Raw genomic sequence first — 16,209 nt, forward strand, 5'->3', positions numbered from 1 at the left:
AAAACTTGCGCAATACGGGCCATTTTCATGTTAATCAGGAAGCCTGAACACCCAATAGGCAATAGGAACGAATGCAAATTCCATCACCACATAAAGCAATAGAATACCCGAAGGTAGCCCGTCTGCAAACAGGCTAATAATTCGCCCCGACACCAGACCACCGGCAAAAAGCACGATAGTCAGCACGGCAAAATTTCTATATTTATCACTAAACGCAGCAAATAACCAGAATATGCCTAGTGCAAGGTAGAGGCCCATCACCGCTCTGAGAATATGCGCTATATCTAGACTAACAGCAGGAACATCAAGAAATGCCTGCGCGAACCATTGTGGTGAAATACCATATAACAAGGCTATTATCGCTACGACACTGAAAGAAAAAATCAGGAAATATTTTTTTATTAACATAGTACAGTTCTCCTTTTTTGGACACCTCTAATAATGGTCTTTTTGCCCGATTTCAGCGTTGAATGCTTTTCTGCGATCCTCATGTATTTTATAGTCACTACGGTTCTTGAAAAACATTCGCCTTGAACTCGAACAAAAATCCTAATTATTAGAGGCACCCTTTGATAAATAGAAAGTGCGATAATCGCTTCTGGTTAATTTCGGCCTTCTAATGTGCCTGCCCAAAATATGGCACGGACAATATCAACAATGAAAAACACACAACACCTGCCAGAAAGTGAAAGGGTGCGCGATGATGGGTTTTTGGTAATTCCTGCTTTAAAGCCGCATAAGTGATGATGCCACCGACCATAGCAAATACATAAGCAAGTATAGTGGCGGCCTTAGCTAAAACACCCCCTATAACTAATCCTAATATGGCAAACCAGCGTACATGTGTTTTAAATAGTTCATTATAGACTTCGATAAAATAAGCATTAAGAACAATGAAGTGCATGGATAAAACCAGGATAATTATTTTCACACTGATTATTCCATCGATATGCCGATTCACAATCATATAGGCGAGCATCATATTGTAGAGCATATAGAGTAGCTTTCTAACGCCGAATATCCCTTGGCGCACATGATCATAACATTTTTTATCCTGCTCTGAATAACTTAGTTCCAGGCTATCCAGTAAATAGGGTAAGCAGATTCCAGCTAATGCGGTTAAATATAAAGAGTGACTAAAAAACAGACCATTATAGTCATGACTAGGTGCGCCACTAATCTGCTGTTGTAAAATGCTTATATCAGGAAAAACATGAATAAACACGTAGGCAACTGACGCGCCAGCGCTAAATGAAATCCAGCCATGCGCTTCAAAAAAATGCCACCAGTTACTTTTACCACATAGTATATGGACACCGGCAAGGATGGCAAGACCCATGATCGAAATCAGGTCGTTGTTTAAAAATTCATACACTAAACTACCTCCTGGAAGCGTTATCCCCATACTGGTATTGAAAATTCAAAATTCATTAATCAACTTTCAAGTATAGCCGCGATTTCAAGTCCATTAATATATAAGTCAATCTGCTCTTGCCGCTTTAGATAAAATGATTTTTCGCGTGCGAAAGTACGACTGAATTCTGGAAGTTCCTGCACTAGGCACTTAAAAAACTTGCGCAGACGCTTGATTTTACTTCCATAAGGCGCATAAATTAGCGAGTTATCCAGCTAGTGGATTTAAGTACCCCTTTTTTATGTGAGAAGCACTCAAACCCGTCAAAACCATGATAGGCACCGACACCACCAAATGGAAGGTGGTGGTTACCCGCATGAAAAACACAATTATTGATACACGCTCCACCCGCCTGAATATTGTTAATAATTTCTTGCTGAATTACCGTACTTTCACTAAATATGTAACAAGCCAGGGGATGATGCGGCAATTGATCGACAAGCTTATAGACTTCCCATTCATTAACACTTTCTTCTGCCAGAACATTCCAATAGGTTTTTGTCGTTTTACTCATCACTGATTCCTATATAGACTTCACGCGGTCAGAGCCGCAGATTCATAACGCTGACATAGGACTTTAATCTTAGCTGACACTGTGTGATATACAAGTAGTTTATTAGCGCACTGCAACCACTTTTATCTTTAGTATAATACGACTAGAATACATTTGTTGAGCATAAAGCGCTGCCGTGCAAAGTATACATCTTTCTCGATTGATGCGTTTCCTATCGTCAACACATCCTGCAAAATGCTTAACTTATTGACCTTGAAGAGCGCTTTTTTTTTGCAAAAATAGTTGGCAACAATTGCCAAAGTATGCCATAAATAACAAGTAAATTATTCAGCTAAAGGAATTATAATGGCTACAATGAACATTTCTGTTCCTGACCCAATGAAAGATTGGGTTCAATCTCAAGTTAATACAGGGGCATATGCAAATACTAGTGATTATGTTCGTGACTTAATTCGTCAAGACCAAGAACACAGAAGTAAATTAATGGCTCTGCAGAATGCAATCACTGCGGGGATTGAAAGTGGTGTAAGTAATAAATCATTTGACCAAATTATTAACCAGGCACGTAAAGAGCTGAAAAAAAAATAGCTTATGGGTCTATATGTATTTTCTAAAGAGGCTGAAAATGATTTAGTTGGAATCTATCGCTACAGTTTTATTAATTATGGTGAAAATAAGGCTGAATTGTATATAGAAACACTTAAAGAAAAATGTCAATTTATTGCTGCTATGCCGAATCTTTGCCCTGACCGTGACGAATTTAACCCTCCCGTTAAAATACATCATCACAGGAAACACCTAATTATTTATGTTATTGAAGGTGATGATATATTGATTATTCGAGTCTTGCATGATCGAATGGATATTCAGCAACATATAAGAGAAATAGTTTAGCAATGGCTATTGGAAAATTAAACCTGAGACACATACTCAATACAGTACAACAAGTATTGAGGGCACCAATGAATTTTAGGCCAAGCTGTTTAACAGTCTCAATTTCTTTGCGCTAAATCACTTTAAAAATTTGCGCAAAAGACTTACCTTGTTTCCATACGGCGCATAAATGAGAGGATTATCCATCCAGCTAGCGGATTTAAGTACCCCTTTCTTATGTGAGAAGCACTCAAACCCGTCAAAACCATGATATGCACCGATACCACTTTCACCGACACCACCAAATGGAAGGTGGTGGTTACCCGCATGAAAAACACAATTATTGATACACGCGCCACCCGCCTGAATATTGTTAATAATTTCTTGCTGAATTATCGCACTTTCACTAAATATGTAACAAGCCAGGGGATGATGCGGCAATTGATCGACAAGCTTATAGACTTCATCCAGAGATTCATACTCCAATACCGGTAATACCGGACCAAATATTTCCTCAGACATAACTTTGTCTGCCAAAGTCACATCCCGCATCACTGTAGGCGCAATAAACCGAGACTCTACATCGCTTTGTCCACCAACAATTACTTTTTGCTGATCAATCAAGCCGCAAATGCGCTGGAAATGATTATCGCTGACGATACGTGCAAAATCGGGGCTAGTACTGGCATCTTCACCATATATTTTTATAATACGGTCTTTAAGCTTGCTTAGGAATGCTTCTTTTACTGATTTATGCACTAAAACATAATCAGGGGCAACGCAAGTTTGAGCAGCATTGAGAAATTTACTGCTAACAATACGATTAACAGTAATATCCAGTTTGGCATCATCATGTACGATGCAGGGGCTTTTTCCACCTAACTCCAGGGTAACGGGTGTCAGGTTTTTTGCCGCCGCACTCATCACTATCGAACCTACCCTTGGACTGCCCGTAAAAAAGATATGCTCGAATTTTTGTTGCAGTAATATTGTCGTTTCCTTAACTTCACCTTCGATATAGGCGATATAATCCGCGTCAAATGTTTCGCTAATGATCTTACGAATAACTGCACTACAGGCCGGTGTCATCTCCGATGTTTTTATAACAGCGGTATTACCGGCCGCAATTGCTGCAGTCAAGGGTGCAAAAGTCAACCCGACAGGGTAATTATAGGGCGCAATAATTAAATTAACGCCTAAAGGTGAGTAATAAATGCGGCTGGAGCCCGGCTGAGTCAGTAGTGAAGTCATGCGCCACTTCGGCTTCATCCAGCTTTTTAATTTACGCAGAGTTGTTGATATATCATGCAGGCAAAAACCTGTTTCAGAAAGATAAGACTCAAATTCAGGCTTACCCAGATCCTGTTTTAAAGCTGCATGTATTTGAGTTTCATATTTGATTAGTGCAGTTTTCAGTTTATTTAGATTTTCTATACGACTCTGATAACTTTTAGTGACTCCCGTTTTAAAATAGTCATGCTGTCTGGCAACAATATCAATAATGTCCTGCTCAGTTGTTGCTGTGTTGTTTAAGTGATCAGTAGTCATATTATAAATTTCCGTATTGGGGAAAGGGCTGAAGAGTGGCCAACTGAGATTATCTTTGTAAGTGCTGCATAGCCGTTTCTCGCCCTAACTCAATCATTTCTTTAGCGCGATCAAACTCTAATGTACCACAGGCATTGCGTGGAATTTCAATAATAACATCAGGGGGATAGGCGGCTAATTTCTGCCGTGCAATGGTACTTTGCATGGCATCAAATGATTGATTGGCGACTTCATACATTCCCCAATCTAGCCCCAGGGCACTTGCAGATTCATCACGCAGACTATCAATAAAGCTAGTCACTTGCTTATGCAAAAAGGATCGCTCCTCAACTAACTCACCTGGCAATTCAACTTTCTTCGCTTCAACCACTGCCCCACCTAGATTAACCGCTATTTTTAAATCCGTGTGGTCATTAAAAGCGGGCGCTATGGGCACAGGATTGAGCACCCCGCCATCAACCAGCAAAACACCATTATGATTAAACGGTGTAAAAAACAATGGCAGTGAAATAGAAGCCCTGATGGCGTCAAATAGCGGCCCTTTATTTAACCAGACTTCTTTTTCAGCCCGAACATCCGCTGCAACCGCAGTAAAAGGTATAGGCAAATTTTCAATCAGGGTTTCACCTACCAGCTGCCTTAAAGTTTCGATTATTTTATCGCCTTTTATCAGCCCACCCTTTTGTAAAGAAAGGTCTAACAGGGAAAATATATCCTGTTTTGATAAAGCCCTGATCCATTGTTCAAATTCATCCAGCTTACCAATCGCATAAATACCACCAATCAGCGCTCCCATCGAACAGCCTGAAATGGATTTGATCACATAGCCATTTTTTTCCAGCTCCTGAATCACACCAATATGGGCCAGTCCTCTGGCGCCGCCACTGCCTAGAATTAAAGAGACACTTTTCTTATTAGTACTCATGTAAGATCCTTAGGAAGGTGCATGAAATCATCATTATACTATCACCCTAAAACGGCAGTTGACTGTTATAAAACATGATAAGTACCTGAATATTAAATATAATGATTGTAAATACTTGTCACCTGTAGAGCAAGTAACCCCCACTTCACGGTTTTGTGAATAAATCTGAGCACGAAATACTGTAATCGTAACAAGCAAAGCTGTAGAGCGGACTTCAGTCCGCAATTCATACTGAAATATAGCGGACTGAAGTCCGCTCTACAACACCCTACAATAATGCAATTCATATTTACTTTGAATCACACTCCCTAATCAGTACTTAATATCCATTGTTCTGCTGTCTCTAATTGATTATAAGCAAAACTTTTAATTTCGGCACTGACGAAGTGGCTTGCAATATTTTCAGCAAACCCACCAACTGGAGAGTCAGTGACCAGAGCGATGTGTGACACCTGCTTATGATGATCTTTAATAAATTTAAAATGGCTAATTAATGCCGCAAATGAATCCCAACTGGGAAATGATTGCACATGAATAATTATTCCCTTGAGTTTCCCTGCGCTTTCAATATACGGGTCAATAATTTGACTAGCGGATGCAAAGTCTGCTGCAGATAGCTCACCCTCAGGCTGTAGTATGGCGATTCCAGCTATGGCATTTAAGTGTACTGTTAACATTAATACTCTCCTAATAGATAGACCAGATGCAAAATATAATGAAAACCACATCCTTATAAAGTAGTAGGTTCGTTGGCTCTACCCTAGCGTTGTTCGATGCTATTCTTGGATACAGGTTTTATAATTAATGGATGCCTGTTTAAAGCAGAATAGAATGATTGGAGTAAAAAGCTTTAGCTTTTTCCGAAACAGCAATAGCTGAAGCTATTGCACTCCACTCAAGTATTTGAATATCAGCAGTGCTAAAAAATACTCTTCTAGGGTGTAGCCAAAACGCAAGAGCAGCTCACTCACCTATATCATGACTTAAATGAATATCATACTTCGCGCGGTGAAGGTTGCAGGTTTTATAACGAGTTGATTTTTGTTGAGAGAAAAGCCTGCCCCGTACTTGATACGGGGGCGTTGAAACAAGCGCATAGCTAGCTACGCAACTGTTTCAGTAACGCAACTATCTGTAAAAATCGGCCGTTAGAAAACCTCAACCGTGGCCGTGCGAAGTATAACAGCACATTCCTAAACCGAACGTGTTCTATTACTTCTTCCCCTGGGTTTATTTCCAGCGGCACTCGCACCAGAACGTTGCCCATCTCTATGCCCGACTCTGGGCTTTTTAGGTTTTTTTGGCTTAACCGGGCGGCGGTCTAATCGTGATTCAGGCAATGAGTGAACCGGGTCAAAACCCTCCACGACTTCACGTGTAAGCAATGTTTGAATCAAGCGTTCTATATCAGAAAGTTGCGGAAATTCATCTGCACTCACTAATGAGACTGCCTCACCTGTTGCTCCGGCACGTCCTGTGCGGCCAATACGATGGATATAATCTTCCGGTACATTGGGTAAGTCAAAATTAACCACTTGCGGCAATTGATCTATATCCAGACCACGCGCAGCAATATCGGTTGCAACCAGAATCCGAATCGAGCCACTTTTAAATTCGGCCAGCGCTTTGGTTCGTGCCCCCTGGCTTTTATTGCCATGAATTGCCGCCGCTTGAATACCTTCTGTTTCCAGGTGACGGGCTAATTGATTCGCCCCGCGCTTGGTGCGGGTAAAAACGAGCACCTGTTGCCATTGGTGCTGTTTGATCAAGTGGGTAAGCAATTCTGCTTTCTTTTTCTTATCTACCGGATAGATGTGCTGCTTAACTGATTCGGCTGTGGTGTTACGCGGGCTAACCGAAATTTCCACCGGGTTATGTACGATGGTTTTCGCTAATTGCCTAATTTCATTTGAAAAGGTAGCAGAAAATAATAGGTTCTGACGCTTTTTAGGCAGAGTCGCCAATATTTTACGAATATCGTGGATAAAGCCCATATCCAGCATCCGGTCCGCTTCATCCAGCACGAGTATTTCTAATTGCGAAAATCTGACGGCCTTTTGATTGTATAAGTCTAATAAGCGCCCGGGCGTTGCTACCAGAATATCTACGCCTTTACGCAAGCGCATCATTTGCGGATTGATTTTTACACCGCCAAAGACGACTGTCGAGCGCAAGGGTAAATGCTTGCCATAGCTAGCAATGCTTTCTTCTACTTGTGCAGCCAACTCACGCGTAGGAGTTAAAATTAATGCGCGTACCTGGTTAGCGTTAACGTGTTCGCCGGTAGATAGTAATTGTAATAAGGGCAGCGTAAATCCTGCCGTTTTTCCGGTACCTGTTTGTGCAGCAGCCATAATATCGCGGCCTTCAAGTACTGCGGGTATTGCTTCCGCCTGAATGGGAGAGGGAGTTTCATAGCCTTTTTCACTGATGGCTTGAAGAATCTCGGGGGATAGGTTTAGTGCGGCAAAGCTCATGTATTGTCTCTTTAATATTAATAAGGAATCGCTTTTCAACGGGATATGTAGTCTACAGGAACTTAGCGTTGAACATGTAATAAATTGCTTTACACATGCAGAGCAAATTTAATGCGCCGACAGACCGACTTTAGAAAGGAATTAAAAGACAGTAAACAATTCGATCTTGCAAAATCCGAACTAGGCAACGTGCACGGAATAACTAAAGCAACTAACTTGTCTTTTTATCCGTCTTCAGCGTTGTAGAAACAGTTTTAGCTGACTATGCGCCTGCCTCTACGTCCCCGTATCAAACACGGGGCAGGCTTTGAATACGAATAAAAATACTGCGCTAGATGCTCAGCCTATTTCGTGCGCATTCCTAGATAGAAAAGTGGCCAGTTTAACGTGACCTCTGAAAACAGGTGATCTGATTACTTAGGCACCTGGAAATAAATAATCGTCCAATATTTGGGCAGTATTTTTGTTTGTCATCAGTGCTGTAGCAATAGACGCATAGCTAGCTACGTAACTATTGCTACAGTGTTGATGATGGACAAAAAGACCAGCAAGGATGGATGATGTGTGTTTCCAGGTGCCTTATGAGACTAGTGTGAAACCAACCTTAATAGTTACTTGCCAGTGAGCGACGTTACCTTCTTCAATATGTCCACGCGTTTCAATCACTTCAAACCAGCGCATATTGTGAACAGATTCCGAAGCCTTAGCGATAGCGCATTCAATTGCATCCTGAATGCCAACGGTTGATGAACCCGTTAATTCAATTTTTTTATAAGTATGATTAGTCATATTGATATCCTGTGCAGAGTAGCGATCATTATTATAGTGTAGCGATTCCCGTTTAGTTATTTTCCTGGAAACAAGCTGAACGGATTAATCTAGTAAATGACAGTTTAGCTTCAATTGACGCAATTGTCCTGAATATACTTTGCGCGGTCACGACTGCGGATTTCTAGCGGCTGAGTTTTGGCCGATAGTTACGCTGCTTAAACCGTTATTTAGCCAGCTATGCGTCAGTTTCAGCGCTTTGCTACCGACAAAAATCAGCTCACTATATTTTTCGCATCCGTGACCGCGCGAAGTATATTTCTGTGTTATTAATACTGATATTGCCGGTTTTCAATTACTTTAATTCCGCCGGAAAAATCACCTTCCAGTCGTTCTGCATATCAACTACCGTCCAGCCATTCTGTTCAGCCGCATCTAGTGCTTTATCCAGTTTACCTATATGGGAATCTCTATCATAGGCATATTCTCGTTGTGCATCGGTATGATGCACCAGCATCATAAGTCGCTTGCCATCACCTGCCGCTGTCCATTGCAGCATTTGTAAATCACCATCGGAATTACCAAAGGCCGCTATTGGGCGACGACCGATATGCTGATTGATACCGACGGGTTTGCCTGCTTTATCATCAATAAAGTTGATTTCAGGCAGCCGTACCAATACTGGCACCCCATCACGTATTTCAAATTTTGTTTTAATACTACTGCCAACAACTTGTTCTGGCGGTATGCCGTAAACCTCTTCAGTCCACGGACGCATAAACTCGATACCACCGCCCGATACAATATAGGTCTTAAATTCATTAGCACGTAAATAAGTCAGCAATTCTAGCATCGGCTGGTACACCAGCTCATTATAGGGGCGGTTAAACCTTGGATGTCTAGCTGTGGCTAACCATTGCTTTACAATAGCTGCAAACTCATTCTCTGTCATGTCAGCATGGGTCGCCATAATAAGCTGCAGCAAGCCTTTTTCGCCCGATGCAGCTAAAGCTTGCATATCATCTTCCAGTACCGCCTTAAAGGGCTGTGTGGTTTTCCACTCTGGATGTTGCGGCGCTAATTGCTTTACTCGATCTATAGCAAATATTAGCTGAAAATAGACTGGTCTTTCTGCCCACAAATTACCATCATTATCGAATGTAGCAATACGCTCAGCAGGCGGTACATAGTCTGGGCTGGATTGATCAGTCACAGCCTGAACAAATTCAATAATATTGGTTTTAGCAGCGCCTTCATTCCATGAGGGCAAGGGATCTTGTTTGATACCTCCCGTACACGAACAACCGGTTAAGACTATTAAAAGAATTGCCGCGAAAAAAATATGATGTTTTCTTTGTCTGAACATTAAACTTCCTTTTAATATTTGATGTAGGGCGCGGCTTTAGCCCGCCAATTAGCCCAAGGCGGGCTGAAGCAACTCGCAACAAATAACCCACCCATCTTGTTAGTTTTTTTGTCCGTCTTCAGCGTTGTAGAAATAAGTTACGTAGCAAGCTATGCGCCTATTTCTACGCCCCCGTATCAAGTACGGGGCAGGCTTTGAAGACAAACAAAAATCCTGCACAATATGGGTAGTTTATTTATTGCGCGTTACCTAAAGCAGCGCCAATTAGCCAAAGGCGGGCTGAAGCCGCGCCCTACAATGGATTTACGGTTGATAGCGCAATACACTTTCTGCTTTGTTGCGATATTTCAGCGAATTTTCTTGATCTCCCAACTGATTATAATAGCTGGCTAATGCCATTAACAGTTCCATATTACCGGTATGTTTCTGTAGGGCACTCTTCAGTATCTTAATGGCTTGCTTTGGTTGCTTTTCAGCGATAGCAACCGCATAAACATATTGATAGCTCGCCGTATCTGGCTCTAGTTCCGCCGCTCTTTGTAATGCCTTAATACCTTTTTCTCTGTCCTTATTACGTACATACCATAGCCCTAATGAATGATATAAAGCCGCATCCTGGTGTATTTTTAAACCCTGCTGCAATATTGCCAAAGCGACCTGTTCCTGATTCTGTTGTTGCAGGAAATTAGCATAATTCACATAGGCTGGAATAAACTGTGGCTGTAAAACCAATGCCTGTTTAAATGCGGCTTCAGCCTGATCCATTTTCCCCAACTGGCTGTATAATTGCGCTAGTGAGAGTTGCGCCTCTGGTCGTTCAGCGGCAAAAAGCAAACTTTTCCGATACTCTTCAGTGACTTTATCAATGAGTTCTTTTTGCTCTTTTTCCAGCGATCCGCGTGGTACCGCCGCTAATACTCGTGCCGCGTCTATACGCACAATTTTCACAGGATCATTTAAAGCTGCATAAATCTGCGCTACCGTATGTTGCAAAGGAAACGCCTGTGAAGCCTGTAGCGACTGCCTGCGTACATCTGCATCTTCTGAGCGTAGCATTTGCATCGCTGTCATCAAAGTCTGCCTAGAGGGGTATTCACCTAAATGACCGACAACAGTGGCCTTGGCAATATCCGGCGTATCGTTCAACAGCACCCCGTAAGTCAGCTGTAAAGCATCTGCTTGTTGCTGCTCTAATGCGTGCAGAGCCGGGCCAAATTGTTGATAACCCTGCGGCGTTTTGCCCAGCCATTGTTTTATCGACTTAGCTGCCCACTGGCTATTTTTATCTTTATGACAGTTAGTACAAGCATCCGGCGTGGCTAATTGTTCAGCCAGGTCAGGTCGTGGTATACGAAAACTATGATCATTGCGTTCATCGACTCCCATATATAGGGTGGCCGGCATATGGCAAGCAATACAGCTAGCACCTGTAGATTCAGGTTTATGCTGATGATGATTCGTATTTTGATATTCCGCAGGAAGATGACATTGTAAACAGATTTCATCCCCTTCGGCCTTAAGCGCTAGCGTATGCGGATTATGACAATCGCTACAAATCACACCAGCCTGATACATTTTGCTCTGTAAAAACGACCCATAGACGTAGACTTCATCCCTGGTCTGGCCATCAGGATAATAAAGTGGGTCAGTTAATAGAGAGGGTAAATAATGATCACGGAAATTATCACCCGGCACAAAGTCATCATCAATTTGTGCGCGGCGTGAATGGCATTTAGCACAGACTTGTATTTCAGCCTGGTTTGTTGATGTTTTGCCTGACAGCTCAGGTTTGCCCGATTGTTTATTGATTATCCAGTGTCTGTTAGCGGGCTTAGGCAGATGAACTGTTAAGCCATTTGCTTCTTTATTACGTTTATCTACTGGCTTTTCTGCCCAGTTAATATGTTCAGAAGCTGGACCATGACAGGCCTCACAGGAAACATTAATCTCATTCCATGTGGTCGCGTAACTGTTATCTTGCCCGGAATAATTTTTCTTCAGGTTGGTGCTATGACAATCCGCACACATAAAATTCCAGTTTAAATTCGGACCCGTCCAGTGCAGTACATCCCCTGCCGGAATGTTTTCATCGGGATGCAAGCTAAACCAGCGTTGACCACCCTGCTCTTTGGCGCGACTGTCCCAGGCGATATCCAGCACCTGAATTTTGCCTTTGGGGAACTTAACCATAACTTGCTGTAAGGGATAGACACCAAAGACATAGCTAATTTCATAGTCATGCAGCTTGCCATCCGGGCCATCGGTGTTGACCATAAACCGGTTATTATCTTTATAAAACCGCGTATTGGTACCCGACTTGCTAAAGGTCGCATTATTGAAGTTTCCCAATACGGTTGCATTAGCTTCCTGCATTGCCAGGTCATGGTGTGACCCTTGCCATTGCTTATGCTCTTTTATATGGCAGGATTGGCAGGCTTGTTCGCCCACATATTCTGGGGAGGCAATAATCGATAAAGGTAGAAGAAAACAAAAACCAATAAGAAAGCGTACAACAGTTAGTAATTTCATTTTACATAGTTTCAGACTTAGATTATTCTAAACTATAGCAAGAAGAGAGCCCTTCGTTCCTAAACTCTGTTTACCGGGGTCGTTACGGCAAAGCTGTTTCTCAACGTAAAACACTTTCCCAATCACTCATCAAAGTCACATGGCCAAAGCTTTTGGACTTAATAAAGTGCCTTTTGTCTGCAGTAATAAACTGACATCCATTGTTAATGGCTAAGGCATGATAGCAGGCATCGTAAAACGTAGGAAATCCTGATTTTTCATGCCCATGTTCACATATCTCAATGGCTTTAATAATATTCTGCTTAGGGAGATGGAAAGAAATAATCATCCAGAACAACCAGGAGAAATGGTCAAAAACCATTTCTCCAACGATGGCATTCGGTCAACAAACTGATAATACGTCTTCATTGCTTTTTTACCTACCTTTACTCCTGTTTCATATATTTTTTCTGTTAATTTAACAATAGGTGCTTTGCCATTGTAGGTCATACTTTTGGCAAATTTTAAAGTTGTTTCAACTGTATCCATTATGTCGCCACTAATATGATTTTCATAGGCTCCCCATACTCGTTCAATTGGGTTATATTTACTATGATAAGGAGGGTAGTAGGCCAGTTTTATCTTTATGTTGCTTTTTTCAGCAAACTCCACAAGCCTTTTTATAAACTGAGTTCTGGAGCTACTGTTCTCCATACCATTGTCAGCGTTAATTGTCAGAATATCTACTCCATATTTTTCTTGAATTTCTGGCCAAATTTCTTCCAATCGGTCAACGATGAAATCACTGCTGGCATAGCCTGCTGTAAAGAAAAGGAAAAAATCATCATGTTCAGGCAGATAAAAACCAAAAGGAGTTAACTTTTCCTTAACATCTAAATCATGATCCTCTGCTTTTGTTAAAACCCGATTTCGTCCTCCCCGTGAAAAATTTCCTATATTCATTCTTGCTTTGGCATCAATTGATATACGAATCTCTTTTGGGTTGATATCTGCCATTCCATTGACTGAATGAACTTGTTCAAAAATTGCATCCGTTTCCTTGATTTTCTTATGAGGCTTTGTTTTTTGTACCTTTTTTGGATGGTAACTCAGGTCATTTAATTTTGTATTGATAGTTTTTGAGCAAGGTAATGTTTTTTCATCGTAATAATCAATCTCCAGTAAACGTTTTCTAACTTCTTTAGCCGTTAGCCGGGTATATAATCGACAGGAATTAAAAGAGGGATCCGTTTGACACTCCGGTTCAGCAATTTTTTTTATGTCATCAAGTAGATGAGGAAAATGCTCTTCACTTTTATTACGCCCTCTCGCTGAAAAATTATCTTCTATGGGCTGAGTTTCAAGTTCATATTGTCCTTTTCGGATAGTGCCTCTATTCCATCCTAGTTTTTCTTCAGCAATACTTGCACCACCTGAGCCTAGTAGCTCCACCGTTTCAGCCATGAATATACGACGTACCGAGCCTTTTAAACGATGGGCTGTATTTATAATCCAACCTATAATGCTATCTGTTAATATCAACAAGCTTATCTGCCTAGTGTGAGAATAAATTCAGAATTCATTATTATAAATTATTGAGACACAAGCTTACTTCGTTTGGATGATTATTTCTTTCCATCTCCCTTATCTAACTCTACTATGTCTAAATTAGCTAATTGATACTGGCTTATAAGTGCGTGGGCTTTATTTATGAAAAAAGAGTTAGCAGCAATACTCAGTACCTCATATACAAATAAAGACGGTACTAAAACCTGATAGTTTTTTTTACTCAATTCAGTAATCAGTTCAACCGCTACTAGATGGTCAGGCTCCCGTAAAAATAATTTAACGAACACACAGGAATCTAAAACAACTTTATTCATCGTCAGATTGATCAGTAGCTATAGATATTTCTTTAGCTACTCTAAGTTGCTGAACCATTACTTCAGAAGATACCTCGGAGTTGACAGGCTCTATCTCAGAAATCATCTCGATAAACTTGATATTATTTTCTTTTTTGTCCAATTCTTTGAGCGCATGTGCAATTGCTCTATTCATTAAAGCAGTTTTTTTTCCTCTGGGAATTTGATCAAGTCCTTGCTTGTTTTCTTGCGTCAGGTATAAAGTAGTTCTCACCTTATCTGCACCACTATTACTTGTATTTTTCATCACGCCAATATTAGCAACCATTAATGACACCATTGTATAACATATAAAACAATGTCGCTCTGCTTTCGTGTTGGATTTTGTAACTACTCAGCGAATATTTGGGATCGGAGTAATATTTAAGTTTCACCAGTTTCGCAATTCGGATCAGGCCCTAATTTTCTACTCGGCCACACACCCCATGATACTTTTTAAAAATTGCGAAAAATAGCAACTTTGCGGATAATGGGTAGGAGTTAATATACCTTGATATTGCCCATACAATACACACAGAAAAAAGGAATGAAATTATGAAAAAATATATTTTGCTATTTATATCGTTAATAATTACTTTATTGCCTGTTGCTAATGCCAATGAAGTTACTAAACATACGGCAACATACTCGAATTTGATTCTTTTTGGGGACAGCCTTACAGATATTGGCAACTTCCCTGAAAGCCTCATGCTTGAGGGAGATACTTCGGATAGTGGCTATTTTACCAATGCATATGTTTCAATCGGCAATCCTGTCGATCCCAAAAAAGATAAAATACTCCCTGGACTCCGATTAAAATTCCCCTCAATCGATAATGATTCGAGGGTTTATCGAACAACGCTGCCGATGCAATTAGAGTTATGCTCCTCTCAGGCAAGTGGCAATGTTTGTCACAAAAGAGAATTTCGCTCAATTAACTGGAGTGAATATTTTCTTTACAATGGTATTTTAAGAAAATTAATGGCCAGTGGTGCTGATTTTCGTCCTTGGGTCATTCAATACAATGAATCCGATGTGACCAAAAAACAATCAGTGAACTATGCAATGGTTTCTGCGCTATCAAATGATAAATGTGCAAATTATGATTTGGGACCATTACCTTGCAAAGTTGATGGTTTATCATTAGAAAATTCGATCAACCAACAGCAGGCTAATTATCGTAATAATCAAAGTGAAACAGACGCTAGCTTTAATATTGGTTTGCGTGAGAAAGTGATTGTTCCTGCTCTGAATAAACAGATTGAAATGTTTGAGTTAGATCGGGCCGGAAATAAGCCGAAGGTAGTGGTCGATGATGATACGTTATATATTATCTATGTTGGAGCAAATGATCTTTCCAAGTCTTTTATTGATTTTGTTGACGGTAATATAAGTTTTGCCGATTTTATTGCAATCATGACTGTTCAAATTCCTGCGGAAATTGCGGGAAGTCTTGATCCAAAATCTGGTGTGAACGTTTTGTTAGACCAAGGTGCTAAAAATATTCTGGTTCTTGGACAGTATAATTTAGGTTTTTCCCCGGAAGTCCTGACCGAAGCGGGTGTTAATACGCTTGGAGAAATGCGTGCAGTTGCCGCTGCGTTTGATGTATTAACAACAATTTATAATGAGTCCTTAAAAAAACACATCAGATATTTCACGGATCAAGGATATAATGTCCAGTACGTTGATACCTAAATCCTGCAAGCCCATATTTTGACTCTCATTAACCTGTCTAGCTAAGTGGTTATTAGGTTTTTACTGCCGCTTTGCCAGCCCTCTTTGTCCAACCGATCAAAATATCCAGATTTAAATCATAAATAGAGGAAATTTTTTGTATCGTATGGATATCCCCCGAGCCCAAGGCAATAAACACCCTGCCAACGTGCCATGACCTTTTAATCAAAGTGACTTA

Annotated in this window: 17 protein-coding genes; 3 read left to right on the forward strand and 14 right to left on the reverse strand. The window is 40.8% G+C overall.

Annotated elements, in window-relative coordinates:
* Positions 1-30: 30 nt before the first annotated feature.
* The 3 genes from ACQY3F_RS17280 to ACQY3F_RS17290 form a co-directional block, all read right to left on the reverse strand.
* A complete protein-coding gene (locus ACQY3F_RS17280) occupies positions 31-408 on the reverse strand; it encodes a DUF4345 domain-containing protein (RefSeq protein ID WP_428356186.1) in 378 nt (125 codons plus the stop codon).
* A gap of 208 nt (positions 409-616) precedes the next feature.
* Positions 617-1,375 carry a hypothetical protein gene (locus ACQY3F_RS17285; RefSeq protein WP_428356187.1) on the reverse strand — a complete coding sequence of 253 codons (759 nt, stop codon included), beginning with the start codon at positions 1,373-1,375 and terminating at the stop codon, positions 617-619.
* Between the two features lie 238 nt (positions 1,376-1,613).
* Complete coding sequence (locus tag ACQY3F_RS17290; RefSeq protein ID WP_428356188.1) at positions 1,614-1,928, reverse strand: hypothetical protein; 315 nt, start codon at positions 1,926-1,928, stop codon at positions 1,614-1,616.
* A 345-nt stretch (positions 1,929-2,273) separates the two neighbouring features.
* Between ACQY3F_RS17290 and ACQY3F_RS17295 the strand changes: the two genes are divergently transcribed.
* Together ACQY3F_RS17295 and ACQY3F_RS17300 are read left to right on the forward strand one after the other, a co-directional pair.
* On the forward strand, positions 2,274-2,516 hold the full coding sequence (locus tag ACQY3F_RS17295; RefSeq protein ID WP_428356190.1) for a type II toxin-antitoxin system ParD family antitoxin: 243 nt from the start codon (positions 2,274-2,276) through the stop codon (positions 2,514-2,516).
* A 3-nt stretch (positions 2,517-2,519) separates the two neighbouring features.
* On the forward strand, positions 2,520-2,822 hold the full coding sequence (locus tag ACQY3F_RS17300; RefSeq protein ID WP_428356191.1) for a type II toxin-antitoxin system RelE/ParE family toxin: 303 nt from the start codon (positions 2,520-2,522) through the stop codon (positions 2,820-2,822).
* A gap of 117 nt (positions 2,823-2,939) precedes the next feature.
* Here ACQY3F_RS17300 and ACQY3F_RS17305 read toward each other — a convergent pair whose 3' ends face one another.
* The 11 genes from ACQY3F_RS17305 to ACQY3F_RS17355 all read right to left on the reverse strand — a co-directional run bounded on the left by ACQY3F_RS17305 (position 2,940) and on the right by ACQY3F_RS17355 (position 14,583).
* Complete coding sequence (locus ACQY3F_RS17305) at positions 2,940-4,349, reverse strand: aldehyde dehydrogenase (protein ID WP_428356193.1); 1,410 nt, start codon at positions 4,347-4,349, stop codon at positions 2,940-2,942.
* Between the two features lie 49 nt (positions 4,350-4,398).
* Complete coding sequence (locus ACQY3F_RS17310; RefSeq protein WP_428356195.1) at positions 4,399-5,274, reverse strand: patatin-like phospholipase family protein; 876 nt, start codon at positions 5,272-5,274, stop codon at positions 4,399-4,401.
* A 308-nt stretch (positions 5,275-5,582) separates the two neighbouring features.
* A complete protein-coding gene (locus ACQY3F_RS17315) occupies positions 5,583-5,951 on the reverse strand; it encodes an STAS/SEC14 domain-containing protein (protein ID WP_428356196.1) in 369 nt (122 codons plus the stop codon).
* A gap of 516 nt (positions 5,952-6,467) precedes the next feature.
* Positions 6,468-7,751, reverse strand: a complete 1,284-nt coding sequence (locus ACQY3F_RS17320) for a DEAD/DEAH box helicase (protein ID WP_428356198.1) — start codon at positions 7,749-7,751, stop codon at positions 6,468-6,470.
* Positions 7,752-8,330: 579 nt separating this feature from the next.
* Entirely contained in the window at positions 8,331-8,540 is a 210-nt protein-coding gene (locus ACQY3F_RS17325) for a dodecin (RefSeq protein ID WP_428356199.1), read from the reverse strand.
* 334 nt (positions 8,541-8,874) lie between these two features.
* The gene (locus tag ACQY3F_RS17330) at positions 8,875-9,885 is read right to left on the reverse strand and encodes an HAD family hydrolase (RefSeq protein WP_428356200.1); all 1,011 of its coding nucleotides are present in this window, start codon (positions 9,883-9,885) and stop codon (positions 8,875-8,877) included.
* 303 nt (positions 9,886-10,188) lie between these two features.
* Positions 10,189-12,414: a tetratricopeptide repeat protein gene (locus ACQY3F_RS17335; RefSeq protein WP_428356202.1), complete on the reverse strand. Its 2,226-nt coding sequence runs from the start codon at positions 12,412-12,414 to the stop codon at positions 10,189-10,191.
* Between the two features lie 100 nt (positions 12,415-12,514).
* Positions 12,515-12,742: a type II toxin-antitoxin system VapC family toxin gene (locus ACQY3F_RS17340; RefSeq protein WP_428356203.1), complete on the reverse strand. Its 228-nt coding sequence runs from the start codon at positions 12,740-12,742 to the stop codon at positions 12,515-12,517.
* Positions 12,739-13,935 carry an ISAzo13 family transposase gene (locus tag ACQY3F_RS17345; RefSeq protein WP_428352931.1) on the reverse strand — a complete coding sequence of 399 codons (1,197 nt, stop codon included), beginning with the start codon at positions 13,933-13,935 and terminating at the stop codon, positions 12,739-12,741. Before ACQY3F_RS17345 ends, ACQY3F_RS17340 begins: the two co-directional genes overlap by 4 nt.
* An 83-nt stretch (positions 13,936-14,018) precedes the next feature.
* Complete coding sequence (locus ACQY3F_RS17350) at positions 14,019-14,276, reverse strand: PIN domain-containing protein (protein ID WP_428356204.1); 258 nt, start codon at positions 14,274-14,276, stop codon at positions 14,019-14,021.
* Positions 14,269-14,583, reverse strand: a complete 315-nt coding sequence (locus ACQY3F_RS17355) for a hypothetical protein (RefSeq protein WP_428356205.1) — start codon at positions 14,581-14,583, stop codon at positions 14,269-14,271. Before ACQY3F_RS17355 ends, ACQY3F_RS17350 begins: the two co-directional genes overlap by 8 nt.
* A 266-nt stretch (positions 14,584-14,849) precedes the next feature.
* Between ACQY3F_RS17355 and ACQY3F_RS17360 the strand changes: the two genes are divergently transcribed.
* A complete protein-coding gene (locus tag ACQY3F_RS17360) occupies positions 14,850-15,992 on the forward strand; it encodes an SGNH/GDSL hydrolase family protein (RefSeq protein WP_428356207.1) in 1,143 nt (380 codons plus the stop codon).
* Positions 15,993-16,209 lie beyond the last annotated feature (217 nt).

It is taken from the genome of Methyloprofundus sp. (genome assembly GCF_965251085.1).
GTDB lineage: Bacteria > Pseudomonadota > Gammaproteobacteria > Methylococcales > Methylomonadaceae > Methyloprofundus.

What these genes read in the sequence shown, in the direction of transcription:
- ACQY3F_RS17280 (WP_428356186.1), bottom strand. Translation starts at nt 408, where the DNA reads ATGTTAATAAAAAAATATTTCCTGATTTTTTCTTTCAGTGTCGTAGCG.
- ACQY3F_RS17290 (WP_428356188.1), bottom strand. Translation starts at nt 1,928, where the DNA reads ATGAGTAAAACGACAAAAACCTATTGGAATGTTCTGGCAGAAGAAAGT.
- ACQY3F_RS17295 (WP_428356190.1), top strand. Translation starts at nt 2,274, where the DNA reads ATGGCTACAATGAACATTTCTGTTCCTGACCCAATGAAAGATTGGGTT.
- ACQY3F_RS17300 (WP_428356191.1), top strand. Translation starts at nt 2,520, where the DNA reads ATGGGTCTATATGTATTTTCTAAAGAGGCTGAAAATGATTTAGTTGGA.
- ACQY3F_RS17305 (WP_428356193.1), bottom strand. Translation starts at nt 4,349, where the DNA reads ATGACTACTGATCACTTAAACAACACAGCAACAACTGAGCAGGACATT.
- ACQY3F_RS17310 (WP_428356195.1), bottom strand. Translation starts at nt 5,274, where the DNA reads ATGAGTACTAATAAGAAAAGTGTCTCTTTAATTCTAGGCAGTGGCGGC.
- ACQY3F_RS17315 (WP_428356196.1), bottom strand. Translation starts at nt 5,951, where the DNA reads ATGTTAACAGTACACTTAAATGCCATAGCTGGAATCGCCATACTACAG.
- ACQY3F_RS17320 (WP_428356198.1), bottom strand. Translation starts at nt 7,751, where the DNA reads ATGAGCTTTGCCGCACTAAACCTATCCCCCGAGATTCTTCAAGCCATC.
- ACQY3F_RS17325 (WP_428356199.1), bottom strand. Translation starts at nt 8,540, where the DNA reads ATGACTAATCATACTTATAAAAAAATTGAATTAACGGGTTCATCAACC.
- ACQY3F_RS17330 (WP_428356200.1), bottom strand. Translation starts at nt 9,885, where the DNA reads ATGTTCAGACAAAGAAAACATCATATTTTTTTCGCGGCAATTCTTTTA.
- ACQY3F_RS17335 (WP_428356202.1), bottom strand. Translation starts at nt 12,414, where the DNA reads ATGAAATTACTAACTGTTGTACGCTTTCTTATTGGTTTTTGTTTTCTT.
- ACQY3F_RS17340 (WP_428356203.1), bottom strand. Translation starts at nt 12,742, where the DNA reads ATGATTATTTCTTTCCATCTCCCTAAGCAGAATATTATTAAAGCCATT.
- ACQY3F_RS17350 (WP_428356204.1), bottom strand. Translation starts at nt 14,276, where the DNA reads ATGAATAAAGTTGTTTTAGATTCCTGTGTGTTCGTTAAATTATTTTTA.
- ACQY3F_RS17355 (WP_428356205.1), bottom strand. Translation starts at nt 14,583, where the DNA reads ATGGTTGCTAATATTGGCGTGATGAAAAATACAAGTAATAGTGGTGCA.
- ACQY3F_RS17360 (WP_428356207.1), top strand. Translation starts at nt 14,850, where the DNA reads ATGAAAAAATATATTTTGCTATTTATATCGTTAATAATTACTTTATTG.